Origin of the sequence: uncultured Desulfobulbus sp. (genome assembly GCF_963662935.2) — a bacterium.
Lineage (GTDB): Bacteria > Desulfobacterota > Desulfobulbia > Desulfobulbales > Desulfobulbaceae > Desulfobulbus.
Genome location: NZ_CAXXTL010000002.1, coordinates 1,081,426 through 1,098,432, shown reverse-complemented (window position 1 = coordinate 1,098,432; position 17,007 = coordinate 1,081,426). Strand labels below are relative to the sequence as shown.

The 17,007-nt window shown below is 56.0% G+C and carries 15 protein-coding genes and 1 tRNA gene; 8 read left to right on the top strand and 8 right to left on the bottom strand.

Going from position 1 to position 17,007, the window contains the following annotated elements; translation table 11 throughout:
• Positions 1-11: 11 nt before the first annotated feature.
• The 5 genes from ACHZCX_RS09175 to glgX all read right to left on the bottom strand — a co-directional run bounded on the left by ACHZCX_RS09175 (position 12) and on the right by glgX (position 4,687).
• Entirely contained in the window at positions 12-455 is a 444-nt protein-coding gene (locus ACHZCX_RS09175) for an NUDIX hydrolase (RefSeq protein WP_319586930.1), read from the bottom strand.
• A gap of 24 nt (positions 456-479) precedes the next feature.
• A complete protein-coding gene (locus ACHZCX_RS09170) occupies positions 480-1,058 on the bottom strand; it encodes an HAD hydrolase-like protein (protein WP_319586929.1) in 579 nt (192 codons plus the stop codon).
• A 15-nt stretch (positions 1,059-1,073) separates the two neighbouring features.
• The gene (locus tag ACHZCX_RS09165) at positions 1,074-1,937 is read right to left on the bottom strand and encodes a DNA-binding protein (RefSeq protein ID WP_319586928.1); all 864 of its coding nucleotides are present in this window, start codon (positions 1,935-1,937) and stop codon (positions 1,074-1,076) included.
• A gap of 116 nt (positions 1,938-2,053) precedes the next feature.
• Entirely contained in the window at positions 2,054-2,593 is a 540-nt protein-coding gene (locus ACHZCX_RS09160) for a GDSL-type esterase/lipase family protein (protein ID WP_319586927.1), read from the bottom strand.
• 3 nt (positions 2,594-2,596) lie between these two features.
• Complete coding sequence (glgX, locus tag ACHZCX_RS09155) at positions 2,597-4,687, bottom strand: glycogen debranching protein GlgX (RefSeq protein WP_319586926.1); 2,091 nt, start codon at positions 4,685-4,687, stop codon at positions 2,597-2,599.
• A 97-nt stretch (positions 4,688-4,784) separates the two neighbouring features.
• Here glgX and ACHZCX_RS09150 point away from each other — a divergent pair, with 97 nt between their 5' ends.
• Both ACHZCX_RS09150 and ACHZCX_RS09145 read left to right on the top strand, forming a co-directional pair.
• Positions 4,785-5,729, top strand: a complete 945-nt coding sequence (locus ACHZCX_RS09150) for a DUF1566 domain-containing protein (protein ID WP_319586925.1) — start codon at positions 4,785-4,787, stop codon at positions 5,727-5,729.
• A gap of 87 nt (positions 5,730-5,816) precedes the next feature.
• Positions 5,817-6,188, top strand: coding sequence for a response regulator (locus ACHZCX_RS09145; RefSeq protein WP_319586924.1), 372 nt, complete (start codon positions 5,817-5,819; stop codon positions 6,186-6,188).
• An 88-nt stretch (positions 6,189-6,276) separates the two neighbouring features.
• On the opposite strand, the gene ACHZCX_RS09140 is transcribed toward ACHZCX_RS09145, so the two are convergent.
• On the bottom strand, positions 6,277-7,554 hold the full coding sequence (locus tag ACHZCX_RS09140; RefSeq protein ID WP_319586923.1) for a serine hydrolase: 1,278 nt from the start codon (positions 7,552-7,554) through the stop codon (positions 6,277-6,279).
• A 155-nt stretch (positions 7,555-7,709) separates the two neighbouring features.
• Here ACHZCX_RS09140 and ACHZCX_RS09135 point away from each other — a divergent pair, with 155 nt between their 5' ends.
• Together ACHZCX_RS09135 and ACHZCX_RS09130 are read left to right on the top strand one after the other, a co-directional pair.
• A complete protein-coding gene (locus ACHZCX_RS09135) occupies positions 7,710-9,491 on the top strand; it encodes an AMP-binding protein (protein ID WP_319586922.1) in 1,782 nt (593 codons plus the stop codon).
• A 42-nt stretch (positions 9,492-9,533) separates the two neighbouring features.
• On the top strand, positions 9,534-10,802 hold the full coding sequence (locus ACHZCX_RS09130; protein ID WP_319586921.1) for an OmpP1/FadL family transporter: 1,269 nt from the start codon (positions 9,534-9,536) through the stop codon (positions 10,800-10,802).
• Positions 10,803-10,854: 52 nt separating this feature from the next.
• Here the strand turns inward: ACHZCX_RS09130 and ACHZCX_RS09125 are convergent, their stop codons facing one another.
• Both ACHZCX_RS09125 and ACHZCX_RS09120 read right to left on the bottom strand, forming a co-directional pair.
• Positions 10,855-11,481, bottom strand: coding sequence for a site-2 protease family protein (locus ACHZCX_RS09125; RefSeq protein WP_319586920.1), 627 nt, complete (start codon positions 11,479-11,481; stop codon positions 10,855-10,857).
• Positions 11,482-11,593: 112 nt separating this feature from the next.
• Positions 11,594-14,278, bottom strand: coding sequence for a CBS domain-containing protein (locus tag ACHZCX_RS09120; RefSeq protein WP_319586919.1), 2,685 nt, complete (start codon positions 14,276-14,278; stop codon positions 11,594-11,596).
• Between the two features lie 289 nt (positions 14,279-14,567).
• Here ACHZCX_RS09120 and ACHZCX_RS09115 point away from each other — a divergent pair.
• From ACHZCX_RS09115 to ACHZCX_RS09100, 4 genes are all read left to right on the top strand, one after another.
• A tRNA-Gly gene (locus tag ACHZCX_RS09115) sits at positions 14,568-14,643 on the top strand.
• Between the two features lie 186 nt (positions 14,644-14,829).
• Positions 14,830-15,291, top strand: coding sequence for a ribosome maturation factor RimP (rimP, locus tag ACHZCX_RS09110; RefSeq protein ID WP_319586918.1), 462 nt, complete (start codon positions 14,830-14,832; stop codon positions 15,289-15,291).
• 77 nt (positions 15,292-15,368) lie between these two features.
• Positions 15,369-16,775 (top strand): transcription termination factor NusA, encoded by a 1,407-nt coding sequence (nusA, locus tag ACHZCX_RS09105; protein WP_319586917.1) that lies wholly within the window; start codon positions 15,369-15,371, stop codon positions 16,773-16,775.
• Entirely contained in the window at positions 16,775-16,981 is a 207-nt protein-coding gene (locus tag ACHZCX_RS09100) for a YlxR family protein (protein ID WP_394708782.1), read from the top strand. The genes nusA and ACHZCX_RS09100 overlap by 1 nt, the downstream gene beginning before the upstream one ends.
• Positions 16,982-17,007 lie beyond the last annotated feature (26 nt).

Here is a 17,007-nt window from a genome sequence, read left to right as displayed (position 1 = left end):
GTCCCGCCCGCTCAGAGAAGCGGCCGTTTTCCAGTCTTCTTGAACGCAAAATAGTCCCGCAGGATGCGGTCGTGGTCAAAGACCAGAGGGGGCAGGTTGTCTTGATGAAAGACACCTGCGTTCTTAGCGTCGTCTGCCGCCACCGGAGGGCTGTCGGCTGTGGCGATAAACACCGTCGAGGCGGTATGCTGGCGAGCGTCCCGTTCTGGGTTCGAATAGGTGTGGAACTGGAGGATCAACGTGACCGCTAATCCTGTTTCCTCGGCGGCCTCCCGCCGGGCCGCGTCCTCAAAGGCTTCGCCGTAATCAACAAATCCTCCGGGCAATGCCCAGCCATGGGGCGGATTCTTCCGCTCGATCAAGACGATGCCGCCTACGGTTTCAATAATGATGTCAACGGTGGGGGTGGGATTTTTAAAGGTCTGTATCTGGGTGCCACAAGACGGGCAGTGCATGGGGTAAACTCCGGAAGATTGGTTTTACAAGCAGAGGGTGCGGATGTCTGCCCAGCTGCACACTGTCGGCAGATCGTGCCGGTCGAGGTTCCAAGGCTGGGAGAAAACAATAGAACGAATGCCTGCGCGACGCAACTGCAGGCAGGTTTCGGCCCGGTCGTCGATAAAGGTGGAAAGCCCCAGGTCTTTGATGTGCCGCGCCTTGTCGTCGTGATCGCCCATTGCAACAACCCGGATATGCGGCCAGACCGGGTCCGGGAAAATCGTTTGCAGCCAATGGTGCACCGGTTCGGCTTCTGGCCGGGCGGTGACAATCGTCAACTGCGCTTGTCCGGTCAGCTCGCCGAGCACTTCCACCGCTCCAGGCATGGGCAGTAAACCCGTACCCACCGAATCCTGGAGGATCTGAAGGAAGATCGACTCGACGACACCCGCGTTCATATCCAGGCACTGCTCCACGGAAAAATCGGTGATGTCTTCCGGGCGAATGCCGCAGTGGGCATACTGCTCACAGGCAATGCGGATAAAGGCCTCGACGGTGTCGGCAATGACCCCGTCGAAATCGAAGCCGATCTCGGCGGGGTGGATTTTGGTAGCCATCATGGGTGGCGGGCAGGCCTATTTTTCGACCTTGGCGTTTTCAACGATGACGTCGTACTTGTATCCCGCCCCGAAATCGCGCTCGGCACTCAGTGTCCCCTCAACGGTGACGACCGTCCCCTCGGCAGCATCCTCCGTGGTGGTAACGACAAGATCATGCTGATTTTTCAGCGGGTTGCCGGTGCCGTCCTGGAGGTGCAGCCAGTTCTTGCCCATGATCATCCGGGAGATCTTCATAATCTTACCGCGGACGCGGACGGCCTTACTGTTGAGCTCCTTGCCTTGCTCAAAACACTCTCCCACCGAGTAACTGTTCGGACCGGTTGCCTTGTTGACGTTGATCTCAGCCGAGGGCACCACAGCGCCGGCACTGCCGGTCGACGGTCCCATGGACATGACCTCGCCGGCGGATCCCTGGATGTCGCCCTTGCCCCCACTGCCTTCGGCGTGCAGGGCAGCATCAAAGCCAGTGCCTTCTTTGCCGGGTTTGGCTTCGGCAGTGGTTTGACCCGCTACAGCCGGAGCGCCTTTGTCCAGGCCGGGAGAGAAGACGATCGCTTCAAAGGTGCGGTTGAGGGTTTTAGAGGTGAAATTATACATGGTCATGCCTGGCGTACAGGTGACGGTCTGCCCGGTTTTGATCTGAGTTTCGGGGATGGCGACCCAGATTTTTCCTTGGGTGGCGTCGAGTTGCAGATAAGTGTAGCCGCTGCTGTTCATGGTTTCGAGAACCTTGCCGTGCAGAACAAGCCCATCAAGCGAGTTTTCCGCTGTCGCCTTTGCTGGCGGTGAGACCTGATTTTCCGCAGCCAGAACGAGGGTCGGAACGATTAAAACAAGGAAAAGGGCAGTGCGGGTGAGAACTTTTTGCCAAGTGAACATGGATGCATCTCCAACGTAAAGGGATGAAATTGTTGTGGTCAATGCAGGCTTAGATGGCAACGAATCAGCCACGTGCCTGGGTCAAGGGATTTTTATAAGAATCAGGGGCGCCCCTGTCAACCTCGGTACCTTTTGGGGAAAAGCTCAGTCAGGCAATGGCTGATCGCCCCGGCCCAGACTTGATAGCCCCTGGTACTGAGATGGACCTGGTCGGCGAGAAAACCCGGTTGGGTGATGGGCAGGCACTGCTCGTTAAAGGGACCGACCAGATCGAGGAAAACGCAGTTTTCGGTGGTAGTGGCGACCTGTACCAATTCCCGATTCACTTGTTCAATCTCCTGGGGGGCGACGATCGGCATGGGTGTCAGCGAGCAGAGGATCAACGGGGTTTGCGGATAACAGAGGCGCAGCCGCTGCATCATGGTGGTGAAGATCGCAGGGAAAAACATGTAGCCCATAAGCAGGTTGTTGGTGCCGGACTGCACCAGGACCGCATCCGGATCGGGGCAATCCTCAATTTCATCCATCAGACGTGCCGACAGTTCCTCGGTCATCTCGCCGGCGATTCCTCGATTGATCACGGCGGCACCGGGCAGATGTTTTTCCCAGTCACCCCATTCCACCAGAGAATCGCCAAGCATCAGCAGTTTGATCATTGCTTACCTCGTTCGTTTTGACTGCAGGACAACGCAGCCCATGCTGGTTACAGAAACGGTTTGGCCATACAATACCGCATCGCCGCGCTTCGGGTCAATGAAGTCGAGGGGCGGTGGTCGGCCGGTATCGATGATCCGCACCCAGGCTCTGTTGCGGGTGGCTGGGGGCACGGTAAAGAGGGCGGCATCGGTGGCGCTGCCGTTGAGCATGACGAAAAAGTCGTCATCTTCCTGCTCCAGGGTCGCACCGTTGAGCAGAAAAGCCAAGGTCTTGCACTCATGGGACCAGTCCTGGTGGCCCGGTTGTAGGCCTTGCCAGATGATTTCGAGGGAACAGGCCGTGTCGTTAGGGCCATTGTCGAACAGAAAAAAATCATCCCGCCTGAAGATGGGGTGGGATTTGCGCAGTTGGATGAGCTTGCGGAAGAAGCGCACTTGATGCCGATTCTTTTCAGCCTGGGACCAGTCGAGCCAACTGATGGCATTATCTTGGCACCAGGCGTTGTTGTTGCCCTGCTGGCTGCGGCCAAATTCGTCGCCGGCAACTAGCATTGGCACACCCTGGGAAAGCAGGAGGATGACAGCCATGGTCCGGATGCGTCGGGATCGCAGGCCCAGGATTTTTTTATCCGTAGCGGGTCCTTCGGCGCCGCTGTTCCAGCAGAGATTGTTGTTGTCGCCGTCCCGGTTGTCTTCGCCGTTGATCAGGTTGTGTTTCTCATTGTAGCTGACCAGGTCAACCAGGGTGAAGCCGTCATGGCTGGTGATGAAATTGATCGAATTGCAGGGCCGGCGGTCAAAGTGCTGATACAGATCGGAACTGCCCGCGATACGGGTGGCCAGGGCCGGGACCATACCGGCATGACCGCACATAAAGGCGCGGACATCGTCGCGGAAGCGGCCGTTCCATTCGGCCCAGCGGTGATGAGGGGAAAAGTTGCCCACCTGGTAGAGACCGGCGGCATCCCAGGCCTCGGCAATGATTTTGGTGTCGGCGAGGACCGGTTCCTCGGCGATCATCTCGACTACCGGCGGATTGGCCAGCACCTGACCATTGACATCCCGGCCGAGGATCGAGGCCAGATCGAAGCGGAAACCGTCGACATGCATGTCGACCACCCACCAGCGCAGGGCATCCATGATCAGGTTGCGGACAATGGGGTGGTTGCAGTTGCAGGTGTTGCCGCAGCCGGAAAAATTGAGATACGCCCTGGTCCAGGGGTCGAGCAGGTAATAGATAGTGTTGTCAATGCCCCGGAAACTGGTGGTTGGGCCATCGGCGCCACCCTCTGCGGTGTGGTTATACACGATGTCGAGGATAACCTCGATACCGGCTCGGTGCAGCGCCTTGACCATGTCGCGGAATTCGTTGAGGGGAGCCTCCAGATCGCTGCTGTAGCCGGATTTAGGGGCAAAAAAAGAGAGTGGGCTGTAGCCCCAGAAATTTTTCAGGCGTTCTCCGGTCTGCGGGTTGACAAAGGTGGCCTCGTTTTCGTTGAACTCGGTCACGGGCATCAATTCGACCGCCGTGATCCCCAGCCGTTTAAGATAGGGGATTTTTTCGGTGACGCCTTTGAAAGTGCCGGGACAGCTGACCTCGGACGAGGGGTGGCGGGTGAAGCCACGCACATGGAGTTCGTAGATGATCGAGTCCCGCAGCGGGATGTTGAGCGGCCGGTCACCTTCCCAGTCGTAGGTGTACAGGTCGAGCAGGCAACACGGTTCCGAGCCGAGGCAGGAGCGCGGTCTACCCCAGTCCGGGGAATGAATTTCCTTGGCATAGGGATCGAGGAGGATGCGGGTGGAATCGTAGGCGTGTCCCGTGCCGCTGGGGTCATCCGGACCGCTTATTCGATAACCGTAGCGCAGATCCGGCGGCGCGTCGGCGAGCAGGATATGCCAGATGTCACCGGTTTTATGGACCCTGGGGTTAAGCGGTATCTCAACCCAGTCCGACCGTTCGGGATCCGGGGCGATGACCAGCGTGACCGCCTGAGCATGCCGGGAAAACAGGGAGAAATTGATTCCTCGTGCGGTAAGCGTGCTGCCGAGAGGCAGTGGTGAGCCGGCTTTTTTTTGGAAATCGTTTTTCATATTGAAATAGTAACTATTATCATTATAATTAACCCATGATGAACTGAGATCATCATACTTGCTTGTCCTTTTTTTTCAAACCGTTGCGGAGGTAAATATGGGTTTGCGGAATAAATTGGTGATTAAAGGTATGCCGGCAATTGACTGGGATATGACTCCGGAATACACCTTCGGAACCTATGAAAGCTGGGGAGGTATAGAGCGGGTGCGGAGCAAGAATGAACGGGTGTATTATTTTTTTATTGATGCCTGGGACGAGGAGCCAAAGTTGTGTCTGATGGAGCGAGGTATTAAACATGCCCGCGTGGTAGCGGAAATAATTGCCCCGCTCGAGATGGTCCGTCGATGCGTCAAGGAACAGGGCAAGGTAGCTTTGTTTGAGCGAACTCATCCGATCAACGAAGAGATAAAGCAGTGGTTGATCGCGAACGTGATGGAAAGCGAAAATGATCCCAGGGTGATTCGTCTGGAAATCCCCGAAGACGAAATAATTATGGACACCGGACTTCCGGGGAGGGATGACGTGCTTGCAGTGGCTGTGCAGATTGCTTTGCCCAACGAGCCCGCCGAAATGAGTGAGGAGGATGTTGTTGCCCTTGTCAGCCAATTTAATTTTGCCGAGCAGGAGCGCAATCCACAGGGGCATTTTAGCAAGGTCCTAGTTGATAACGGGGATAATTTGACCGTAACCGACAAGGTAACCGGTCTGATGTGGCAACGCGGCGGAACCGACATCATGAGTCAGCGTGCAATGCGGCGGGAGGTAAAGCGCATCAACGAAGAGAAATTTGCCGGATATTCCGACTGGCGTTTGCCGTCCGTGGCCGAGGCCCTCTCTCTGCTCGAACAGGAAAAATCAGCCAACAGTCAGTATCTGCATGCCTGTTTTTCTGGTGAGCAGCCGTTTATTTTTGCCGATGCCACCAGGAAACCGGGTGGCCAGTGGTTTGTCGACTACAAACAGGGGCGAGCTTTCTGGTCCTCGGGGACTATTCCCGGTGGTTTTGGCCGATTATGCCGCCAAGAAAAAGAAGTGCTTTGAAAAAAAGCTGTTGAATCGAGGGGAGGCGCCTTGTAGGATAACTGTTGAACTAAAAGATGCCTTTACGAGTAGAGGAGTAGAAGGTCCTTGAAACGGATATTGGTGGTTGACGACGAAATGCAGATACGCACCATGCTGACCCAGATGCTGGAGCAGGAAGGGTATACCGTGCATACAGCTGAAAATGGTGAAGAGGGCCTTGCTCAGGTAGGACGGCATGCCTTTGATCTGGTGATCACCGATATGATCATGCCGGTGAAAGACGGTCTTAAGTTTATCATGGAACTGGTGCGCGATTATCCTGACCTGAAAATTCTGGCCATCTCGGGTGGGGGCGCTATTAAAGCGGAACGTTACCTGACCATGGCTGGGTATCTGGGAGATATTGCCACGCTGGAGAAACCGTTCAAACGGGACGCATTTCTCGAATTGGTGAGGAAACAGATAGCGCCTGAATGAGACAACCGCTTCAAATAGAAAAGAATAAAAAAAGGCCTGCATTGCTGCAGGCCTTTTTTATTTTTATTCTCTCCGCGGTGTGGGGACGTCAATTAACCTGGGATGTCTTGCCGGTGGCGCTTTCAAAGCCTACCCGGGCCAGTTGCCCCTCTTTTTTCTTTTGGAAGCCGTAATTGACGAGCTTTTCCAGGTCTGCCCACATGGACTCGCTACCCATAATCGCCACGACGATTGTTTGATCATCGCGGGTAAATTGGCCGACATAGGTTTGGCGGGCAGCAACGGTGTAACCGGTCTTGCCGCCGACAGCGCCGTCCAACCGCCACAACGCCCTGTTGTGGTTGCGCAGGGACTTACCGTACGAGGTGGAAATAAACTTCTCGTGCACTCGGCGGGCAAACTCGTCGTGTTGCATGGCGTAACGGAAAAGGTTCGCCAGGTCGCGCGCCGTCGATTGTTGGCCAACAGCGGTCAGTCCCGAGGCGGTGCGGCAGATGGTGTTGCGCGCTCCCCACATCCGAGCGCTCAGGGTCATGAGATTGGCGAATTTGTCTTCGCTACCGGCAATTTTTTCCGCCAGGGCTACGCTGGCATCGTTGGCTGAGGCCAGCAGCACGGCGTTAATCAGGTCGTTGGCGCGATAATTTCTGCCGACATCGAGAAAGATCTTGGAACTCGGCATGCTGGCGGCATGGGAGCTGACGTCGATAATATCGTCATTTTGCAGTGATTTCAGGGCGATCATCGCAGTGACGATTTTAATGGTCGAGGCTGGCTGGCGGGGATTGTCCGGCATTTTTTCAAAAATGGTTCCTCCGCTCTCCGCATCCATCACCATGACGCTCCTGGCACTGATCTGCTTGTCGATTTCCGAAACGCAACCGGCGGGCACAGTTGAATAAACCGGCGCCTCGGCAGAGCGGGAAGCCGCCTTTTTCCCAGTCTTTACTGTTTGCGGCGAACGTGATGCCCGCTTCGCAACAGCGGCGGGTTGTGTTGGTTTGACCACCTGGGGTTGCTTGACGCCACCAGCAACGGCATTTGGCTTGGCCGGAGTGGGGCTGCTTGCTGCAGTTTGTTGCTGTTTGGCTTTTGACGGTTCGGCCACAGATGCCGTTGATTTTGCGGCCGGCTGTTTTTTCTGGGCGGGCTGTTGAGTGGTTTGCGTCTTGGCAGCCGCCGATGATTGGGTGGTGGTTGCCGTTTTTTTGCTCGACTTGACAGTGGTTGTCGTTGTCGGTTGTTTGCTGGTCTTGAGCGGAACGGGAGATTGCGCTCCTTGCACGTCCATCGCTGGATGGACAAGAAAGATGATGCCGATGAGAAAAAGCAGAACAAGGGAAAGGTATCGTTGCATAGCAAACATAGGCGCGCCGGTTGAGGGGTAAATGTGTAAATTTAATATTTCTTTCATCGCCCTGTCAAGCGAATTGCCCGTTTTCTTTGAAAATCACCGGTCCTTATGGTAAACAAGCCAACGATAATTTGTTGATGGACACAAGAAAAGAGCGAGGGGAAGGCATGCAAACATCACCGGAAACCACCGAACCGAGCAGGGATGAATGCGAGGGGAGAATCCCCGACCAGTTCGTTATGGAGCATCTGCCGGTGATTCAGGAGAATGCGACGACGCTGAACGATCTGGTCGACATCTGTTGCCGCAAATACCGTCAACTGCCGGCCATCGGAATGGCGCTGGAAGAGCCGCTTGCCTATAAGGCCTGGCACGAGCGCATCCTTGCCATCGCCGCCCTGCTTCGCCGGCTTGGTGTCAAACAGGGGGACAGGGTGGCGCTGCTGGGGGAAAATTCCCACAACTGGGGGACCGTCTATCTGGCGGTGGTCCGGCTGGGCGCGAGCACCGTACCGATTTTCCCCGATTTGCCCGAAGCCGATGTCCATCACATCCTTGGCGAGATGCAGTGTGACTTCATCTTCCTCACCCAGCGGCAGATCGAAAAGATCTACGATTTTAAGCAGCGGCTGAAACATGTCGTCACCTTTGATGATTACCGCGATGATACCGGACTGATCGCCCTGCGGACTTTCAGTGACTTCCTCGCCGAGGCATTGGCGGAATTCGGCGAACAAGCTCGCGACGAAACGCTCAACTTTCCCAAGGTCGAGGCAAATGAGCTTGCCGCCATCCTCTATACTTCCGGTACGTCAGGATTTTCCAAGGCAGTTATGCTCAGCCACGCCAACCTCTGCGCCAACGCCTATTCGGCCAGCGGCGTTATGCATATTGCCCCTGGCTGGGTCTTTCTTTCGGTGCTCCCCATCTCGCATACCTATGAATTCACGGTGGGTTTTTTGCTGCCGATCTTGAAAGGATGCCGGATCGCCTATGCGGGCAAGACCCCGACTCCCGCCATTTTGCAGAAAATCTGCGAGAGGGAGCAACCCCATGTGATGTTGGTGGTGCCGCTGATTATTGAAAAAATCTATAAGAAACGGGTGGCGCCGGCGGTGGAGAAAAGCACGTTGTTGACCTTCTTCTGCCGGTTCAGTGTGAGTAGAAAGATGATTTATCGCAAGATCGGCGCCAAGCTGCTCGCCTTTTTCGGTAACCGTTTGCAGGTGATGGGTATCGGTGGCGCGGCCCTCAATCCCGAGGTGGAAACCTTTCTCCGCGATTCCGGGTTTCCTTTCATCGTCGGTTACGGATTGACCGAGGCCGCTCCGCTCCTGGCTGGAGGGCCGCATGGTGATCCCTCGGTCAACCCAGGTTCAACGGGAAAGCCGGTACCCAATGTGGCGATTCGCATCGCCGACCCCCACCCCGAGACCGGGGTCGGTGAGGTTCAGGCGCAAGGGCACAACGTCATGCGCGGCTATTACAACGATCCGGAGGCGACCAGGGATACATTCACCGAGGACGGCTGGTTGCGGACCGGCGACCTTGGCCTGATCGACGCTGCGGGCAATCTGCACATCAAAGGGCGATCCAAGTCGGTTATTGTTTTGTCCAACGGCGAGAACGTCTATCCCGAGGCGATTGAGCACAATATCAATTCCTACCCTTTTGTGGTCGAATCGCTGGTCGTCGAGAACCGGGGTCTGCTCGAGGCTTGGGTGTATCCGGATTACGAGTTTGTCGACAGCAAGACAGCCGGCCAGAGCCGAACCCAGCGGCATCAGTTTATCTCGGGTTTGTTTGAAGAGATGCGAACCGCCCTCAATAATCAGCTCTCCACCTCCTCCCGACTGTCCCGGGTGCTGGAGAGACGTGAACCCTTTGTCAAAACCGCCACCCACAAGATCAAGCGGTATCTCTATTCCGCCGACAATATGCATGTGTAGCCAGGACGGACCAATTCAACCATCAGCAAAAAGGGGGAAACAATGAAAAAAACACTGGGAGTGGCGGGATTGATCCTGCTGACAGCCGCAGGATCGGCTCTTGCCTCCGGTTACCGCATTCCGGAGCAGTCGGTGAATTCCACGGCCCGTGCCGGCAGCTATGTGGCCTACACACCAAGCGCAGATGCTACCTACTTTAATCCGGCCAACATGTCCTGGTTGGAGAACCGGTGGGCAGTGGAGGCCGCCGCCACGTGGATTCATCTCAGTTCGATTTCTTATACTGATGTGCGTGGTCCGGCATACAGCGGTGATTCGGAAGAGGAAGACTTTTTGGTGCCAACCTTCTTCGCCGTCTCTCCGGAATACAACAAATTCCGGTTCGGTTTCTCGGTAACTGCGCCCGCAGGCCTGTCCAAAAGATGGCAGGATTCGTATCCTCGGACATTTGCTGAAGAATTCACCCTGAAGGTGTTCGAGTTTAACCCCACGGTTTCCTATAAGTTTAATGAACGTTTTTCAGTGGGCGGTGGTGTGCGCGGGGTTTATGTCGACGGCAAGGTGAAGAGTCGTGGGCGAATCCCTGTCACAAATAGCTCTGGCACAGTTATAGGATCGTCACTCATCTCAAGGGATATGGACGGCGATGCCTGGGAGGCCGGATACAACCTAGCGATGACCGTTCGACCCACAGACAAAATGAACCTCAGTCTCACGTACCGTTCGGAGGTCGATTTAGGAGTCGAAGGGAACGCGAACCTGAGTTCTAGTTTCTCTCCCGGCGTCTATAACGGCGACACTGGTGTTGAGATCCCCTTGCCGGCGATTTTGGCTGCGGCAGTGTCCTATACTTTTTACGATCAGTTGACAGTGGAACTCGAGTACGACCGGACATTCTGGTCGGATTATGAGAGTCTAGACTTTACCTACCCGGTATCTTTAATCAATCCGGTGCTCACAAGGGCTTTTGATAATCCAGTTGCCAAGCATTGGGAAGACACCGACTCCTGGCGATTAAGTGTCACCTACGACCTGAAGAACAACTGGATTTTGATGGCGGGCTTTGGCATCGATGAAAATCCCATTCCAAGCAGCACCGTCGGGTTTGAACTCCCCGATTCCGATGCCCTGTTGTACTCCTTTGGTGTACGTTACAAGATCAATAACGACATGGAAGTCGGCGGCGCTTATCTCTATGACTACAAAAAGAGTCGCAGTGTCAACAACCTCGCCAATGATGGCAGGGTGAACGGCACTTTTGAGGATGCCTCGGCTCAATTGGTGAGCGTTGGATTCACCTATAAGTTTTAATCGCAAATTTCCCATCGTAACCAAAGGGCCCGGAGCAATCCGGGCCCTTTTTTTATCCCAACAGCAAGGATTCGGAGAAGCGGATGATCGGCATGATCACCCAGCCGATGACGCCGGTGTAAAACAGGGCAAGCAGGAGGAGGAAGCCGAAGGGCTCAAGCTTGGCATAGCCGCGGGCTGCATTTGGCGGGAGCAGGCTCATCAGCACCTTGGAACCGTCGAGCGGCGGGATGGGGATGCAGTTGAAGACCGCCAGCATAATGTTGATCCAGACGCTGGCCACCAACATAGCCACCAGGGGTTGCAGGATGAAGAAGGGGAGGAAATGCAGGGCAACGAACAAATGGGCCAGGGCAGCGCTGGCGATGGCCAATGCAACATTCGAACCCGGACCGGCCAGGGCGACCAGCAGCATGTCGCGCTGCGGATTTCTGAAATAGCGGGGATTGACCGGCACCGGCTTGGCCCAGCCGATTTTCATGATGATGAAGGCCAGCACCCCGAGCGGATCGAGGTGTTTGAGCGGGTTAAGGGTCAGGCGGCCTTCATTTTTTGCGGTCGGATCACCCAGGCGCCAGGCCACATAGCCGTGCGCCAGTTCATGCACGGTCAGGGCGAACAGGAAGGGCGGCCCCTGGATGATCAGTTGCTGCATGAAGGTGTTGATGTCGAAATTCATGGGTAATCAGGTCTCCTGAGAAAAAGATAATGCTCAAGTGGGGTATGGGGAGCTGTTTCGCCGGTAGAAAATAAGGAGAAAAGGATGAAAAGCGAGCAAAAAAGATGCGGGCTCAGGGCTGCCGGAGGATGATCGGGTAGGAGGTCCGGATGAAAGCCAGGGCCTGCTCGTGGCTGGTGACCTCGCCGTCCAGCTGCATTTCGATCAGGTGATTGCGGATGGCTCGGAACTGCGGGCCGGGGATATAGCCCATGGTCTTGAGTTCTTCGCCATCGACCAGCGGTGTCACCTTGCGCAGCGTGGTGACAAAAAGGGAAACCGCCTGTTGAATGGAGCGCTTGCGGGCAATGGTCATCAGGTAGAGCAGGCCTTCGGTGTCGAGTTCGCTCAAGAGCCAATAGGTCTCACTGGGTTTAAGAAAGGGGCGCTTTTGCATTTCATGGGCGAGACGCTCTCCTTCGGTCTTTTGCAGGATGAGCTTTCTCCGTTGCTTGGGCGGAAGATCGAAGCGGTGACAGAAGGCGATCAGTTCCTTGGTCCGCGACCGGCTCATGATCGCCAGCAGATACACCATCCAGGTTTCGATCTTGTCTGGCAGGTAGAGGAGCTTGAACCAAGAGATTGCCTGACCGGCCTGGGTGAGGAAATGGATGAAGCGGCGGTCGATTTCCAGGTTGGGACGAAGGTCGGGCCAGAGAAAGGGAAAGAGTTTGAAAGAGGCCATGCGCTTAAGGGCCGGGATCGGGTCGTCCTCGGAGAGGATGAGTTTGAGTTCATGGAAGAAGCGCGGCTCTTCGAAACGGTCGAAGAGGTTCATTTGTACCGTGTTTTTGATTAGTTTCTCGGTGTGGCGGGTGATGGTGAAATCGAGCCGCCCCTCGAAGCGAATCGCCCGGAAGATGCGGGTGGGATCTTCGACAAAGCTCAGGTTGTGAAGCACATGAATCCTTCGTTCCTTGAGGTCGTTCTGGCAGTTGAAGTAGTCGACCAGGGTGCCGAATCGATCTGGATTGAGATGGATGGCCATGGCGTTGATGGTGAAGTCCCGGCGGTAGAGGTCGAGTTTGATCGAACTGAGCTCCACCGTGGGCATAGCCGCCGGGTGCTCGTAATATTCGAGCCGGGCGGTGGCCACGTCGATGCGGGTCTGGTCGGGGAAGATGACCGTGGCCGTGCCGAATTTTTCGTGGGGATGCACAATGCCGTGCCGCTGTTCGGCCAGGTTTTTGGCAAAGCGGATGCCGTCGCCTTCAATGACGATGTCAATGTCTGTGTTCTTTACTTGGAGCAACAGGTCGCGGACAAAGCCGCCGGCCACATAGGCGCTGCAGCCGAGGTCGGCGGCAGTTTCGCCGATCTCGCGCAGGAGGACGGTCATGGCGCGGGGCAGGATCTGGACCATGCTGCTGCTGAGGTTGCGCGTTCGTTCCACCGAAGGGCGCTCGTCGCCACGCAAGAGGTCGGTGGAGAGGTGGGCCGGATCGTTGACCAGCAGGCTGAGCAGGTCGGTGCGGGTGATCACGCCGACGATTTCCTCCCCTCGAACCACCGGAATGAGCCGCTGGCGATTTTCGATGATCAGCTTCTGGATGTCAGCCAGGGTCCCGCTTTCCGGCAGGGTGGCGATCTCGGTGGTCATGTACTCGGCCACCGGCAGGCCGCCGAGTTTGTGAAAGATGGCTTTTTCCAGCACCATGCGGGAGATCATGCCCAGCAGGCCGACGGGCTGGAGCCCGTTTTCCTGGCCCTCGTTGGTGCGCACCACTGGCAAGACGGTCACGTTATAGCGGGTCATCAACCGGTTCGCTTGATCGATGCTCACCTCCGGGGTGACGGTGATCACCGGAGAGCTCATCAGTTCGCCGGCAATGGCCTTGGGGCGGATATGGCGATGGAGCAGGCCGACAAGCTGTTCCTCGGCCTCGGCAATGGTCAGGTCGCGGATGGTGGCCGAGGCGGCGGAGGCATGGCCGCCGCCTCCGAACTCCCGGACAATCGAGCCGACGTTGATCTCGGGAATGCGGCTGCGGGCAATCAGGTAGGTCCGCTCGCCCATGCTGATCAGGGCAAAGAGGACATCGATGTTTTCCATAACCATCAACCGCTGGACGATCAGTGCGAAATCGTCAATATAGTCGGCCACGGTCAATTTGCTGATCACCACGGTCACCCCGCGAATGATATAGGCGTGTGCCTCCTGCCGCAATAGCCCGATCAGGCTGATCTGTTCGGAAGAGAGTTCGCGAGAGACAAACTGGGTGACGATGTCAAGATTGGCGCCGTGGGCGAGCAGCCAGGAGGCGGCGGCCAGATCTTCGGGACAGGTGGAGGAGTGGAGAAAACTGCCGGTATCCTCGTAGATGCCCAGCGCCATCAAGGTGGCCTCGTCTCGGGTGGGCACGATACCCTGTTCCTGAAAGATGCGGGTGAAAAGAGTGGTGGTTGAGCCGAAGGGTTCTGTTGTTTCCAGGGTGCCGTGCAGGTCGCCGGGGGCGTTGGGGTGATGATCGTAAAGATGAATAGTAATGTTGGGGTTGCGGAGGCATTCGGCCAGCTTGCCGATCCGCTCCGCCTGCCGGGTGTCAACCACGACCAGGCGCTGGACTTTGGTCAGGTCGATATGTTTGACCTTTTTAAATTCATAGATATTGCGAAATTCCTGGGCCAGGTAATCGCGAACACTTTTTTCCTGCGAACCTGGAAAGACCAGTTCGGCTTCGGGGTACAGTTTTTTTGCGGCGACCATGGCCGCCAGGCTGTCGAAGTCGGCGCCGATATGGGTGGTGATGATATCCATGGCCCCGATTATACACAAAAGGCGCTGTCTGTAAAGAAAACCGCGTCGTCGCCCGGAAGATGCCCCTGAGTCCGGCATGATCGATCTTTGCTTTGGGGGTTGGGTGTGCGCGGTGGCTATTGCCTGCGTCTAGCTTGATGTAACTGCTCTACATCGTAGAGAATATTTGGCTTTCCCTCCTCTGGTGGGACCCTGGGCCTCAGGATAAAAATGTTGAGCATCATTTTGTTGTTGCTTGACAATTGATCATTGATGCTCTATTTTAACTGACTTCCTATGAATCAGCAGAGCGGGTGTAGCTCAGTTGGCAGAGCACAAGCTTCCCAAGCTTGGGGTCGCGGGTTCGAACCCCGTTGCCCGCTCCAGACGGAAGTTGGCTTGGTGCCAATGGCCGCCTGGATCGTTTGCGATCGGCTGCCGGATTCGCCGGTGTACGTGAAAGTGGGCTCTGCCCGCTTTTTTTATTGCCTTTTCTCGGGAATCGTCTGCATCGGCAGAGAGAACGGGAGAGTATTTTTCTCGAAATATCAAATAAAACGGTAATAAAAGCAGTGGAAGACACGGCGGACCGATTGATAACGACCATTCAGGGCTTTGCCGAACCTCTGCTGGCCGACATGGGGATAGAGCTGGTGGAGATCCAGTTCCGCCGGGAAGGTCATGGGTGGGTGTTGCGGCTGTTCATCGACAGGGAAGGCGGCATAACCATTGATGACTGTGCCAAGGTGAGCCGGGAAATCAGCGCCTACCTTGAGGTGGAAGACCTCATCGTTCACGCCTATCACCTTGAAGTTTCGTCGCCTGGGCTGGAGCGGCCGATCAGGAAAAGGGAAGATTTTGTCCGCTATGCCGATCGTCTGGCGCGGATCAAATTGCGGGAGCCCATGGGAGAGCAGAAGGTGCTCATCGGCACACTTCTTGGTTTGGAAGGGGACTCCGTCATCTTGGCACTGGAAAAGGAAACTGTCCGCATAGATTTGGAAAATATATTAAAGGCACGCTTGACGCTGTAGCACCCGTTGAGACCGCTTTTGAACAGCGGTTATCGGGCCGCAGGAACACCAAACGATTGTCTGAGTTGGAGTAGAGAATGGTAGGAACAGAAAGTCTAAAACGAATTGTCGATCAGATCTGCCGGGATAAGGGGATTGATCGTGCTTTACTGATCGATGCCATTGAAGAGGCCGTTCGTTCCGCCGTACGGAAAAAATTTGGTAATCGCAGGGAGATAGAGGTTCAGTTCAACGATGACCAGGGTGAAGTTGAGGTCTTCCAATACCGGACGGTGGTGGATGAGGTCTACGACGAAGAGACCGAGATCTCGCTGGAGGATGCGCGCAGCCTTGACCCTGATGCCGAGTTGGAAGATGACCTTGGGGAAAAGCTGGACAATATAGCTGACCTCGGGCGCATTGCCGCCCAATCTGCCAAGCAGGTGATTATTCATCGCATGCGCGATGCCGAACGTGACGTCATCTACGAGATGTACCGTGACCGCGAGGGGACCATTGTTAACGGCATTGTCCAGCGGTTCGAGCGCGGCGACATGGTCATCAACCTCGGGCGTACCGATGCCATTTTACCCCGCGATGGCCAGATTCCGAAACGTTCCTATAAACAAGGCGACCGGATTCGCGCTTACCTGCTGGAAGTCCGCCGCGATACCCGGGAAGGGAAGTTCCGCGATTCCCAATTGATCCTGAGCCGGACCTGCAACGAATTCCTCGTCAAGCTCTTTGAGATGGAGGTGCCCGAAATAGCCGAGGGCATCGTCAAGATCATGGGCGTCAGCCGAGAACCGGGATTCCGGGCAAAGATCGCGGTTTCATCCATTGAATCGGATGTCGATCCGGTGGGTGCCTGCGTCGGCCTCAAGGGCTCGCGGGTGCAGAATGTCGTCCAGGAATTGCAGGGTGAGCGGATCGATATAGTCCCCTGGAGCCCGGACCCAGCCAAGTATGTGTACAATGCGTTGGCGCCGGCGGAAGTGTCCATGGTTATTGTCGACGACGATAAGAAATTCCTTCTGGTCGTGGTGCCCGATGACCAGTTGTCGCTGGCCATTGGTCGCCAGGGGCAGAATGTGCGACTCGCATCCCGATTGCTGGGGTGGAAAATCGATGTCAAGAGTGAGCAGCGCTACTCGAATATGGAAAACAACGGCTACTGCAGTCTCACTGACGTTGACGGTGTGGACGAAGGCCTTGCCGACCGTCTGTTTGCCGCCGGCATCACCTCGGCAGGCCGGTTGGCGGGGATGGAGACTGAACAGTTGATGAGCCTAGCGCGGTTGGAGCAGGAGAAGGCCAAAAGACTGCAGCAGAAAGCTGCCCTGATCCAACCGCCGGAAGTTGCTTTCGCCCCTCCGGCCCTCCTCTCTGCAGAAGAGGATGGTGAGCAGGACGAAGAGGACGGACCGGACAACGCTCCTAGCGACGTAGGCAGCCAATCAGTCGATCCTGACCTGTCCGAGGATCCGGGCAAAGATCCGGCCTGATGGCCAGGGGGCATGTCCCGGAGCGCACCTGTCGGGGCTGTGGCCGTAAAGCCCCTCATTTCGATCTGCTGCGGTTTGTCCTGGTCGATGGCAAGCTGGTTGAGGATCAGCAGGGCAATACACCCGGCAGGGGAATATATTGTTGCAACCAACTTACCTGTCGTGAACGGTTGGCAAAGAGCAAAAAGATCCGGAAAGCGGACTGAGCATGCTTGGCGGGTTATAGAGGAAG

Bases quoted from the DNA above. Each gene is read 5' to 3' on its own strand.
- ACHZCX_RS09175 (WP_319586930.1), bottom strand. From the start codon at position 455: ATGCACTGCCCGTCTTGTGGCACCCAGATACAGACCTTTAAAAATCCC.
- ACHZCX_RS09170 (WP_319586929.1), bottom strand. From the start codon at position 1,058: ATGATGGCTACCAAAATCCACCCCGCCGAGATCGGCTTCGATTTCGAC.
- ACHZCX_RS09165 (WP_319586928.1), bottom strand. From the start codon at position 1,937: ATGTTCACTTGGCAAAAAGTTCTCACCCGCACTGCCCTTTTCCTTGTT.
- ACHZCX_RS09160 (WP_319586927.1), bottom strand. From the start codon at position 2,593: ATGATCAAACTGCTGATGCTTGGCGATTCTCTGGTGGAATGGGGTGAC.
- glgX (WP_319586926.1), bottom strand. From the start codon at position 4,687: ATGAAAAACGATTTCCAAAAAAAAGCCGGCTCACCACTGCCTCTCGGC.
- ACHZCX_RS09150 (WP_319586925.1), top strand. From the start codon at position 4,785: ATGGGTTTGCGGAATAAATTGGTGATTAAAGGTATGCCGGCAATTGAC.
- ACHZCX_RS09140 (WP_319586923.1), bottom strand. From the start codon at position 7,554: ATGTTTGCTATGCAACGATACCTTTCCCTTGTTCTGCTTTTTCTCATC.
- ACHZCX_RS09135 (WP_319586922.1), top strand. From the start codon at position 7,710: ATGCAAACATCACCGGAAACCACCGAACCGAGCAGGGATGAATGCGAG.
- ACHZCX_RS09130 (WP_319586921.1), top strand. From the start codon at position 9,534: ATGAAAAAAACACTGGGAGTGGCGGGATTGATCCTGCTGACAGCCGCA.
- ACHZCX_RS09125 (WP_319586920.1), bottom strand. From the start codon at position 11,481: ATGAATTTCGACATCAACACCTTCATGCAGCAACTGATCATCCAGGGG.
- ACHZCX_RS09120 (WP_319586919.1), bottom strand. From the start codon at position 14,278: ATGGATATCATCACCACCCATATCGGCGCCGACTTCGACAGCCTGGCG.
- nusA (WP_319586917.1), top strand. From the start codon at position 15,369: ATGGTAGGAACAGAAAGTCTAAAACGAATTGTCGATCAGATCTGCCGG.
- ACHZCX_RS09100 (WP_394708782.1), top strand. From the start codon at position 16,775: ATGGCCAGGGGGCATGTCCCGGAGCGCACCTGTCGGGGCTGTGGCCGT.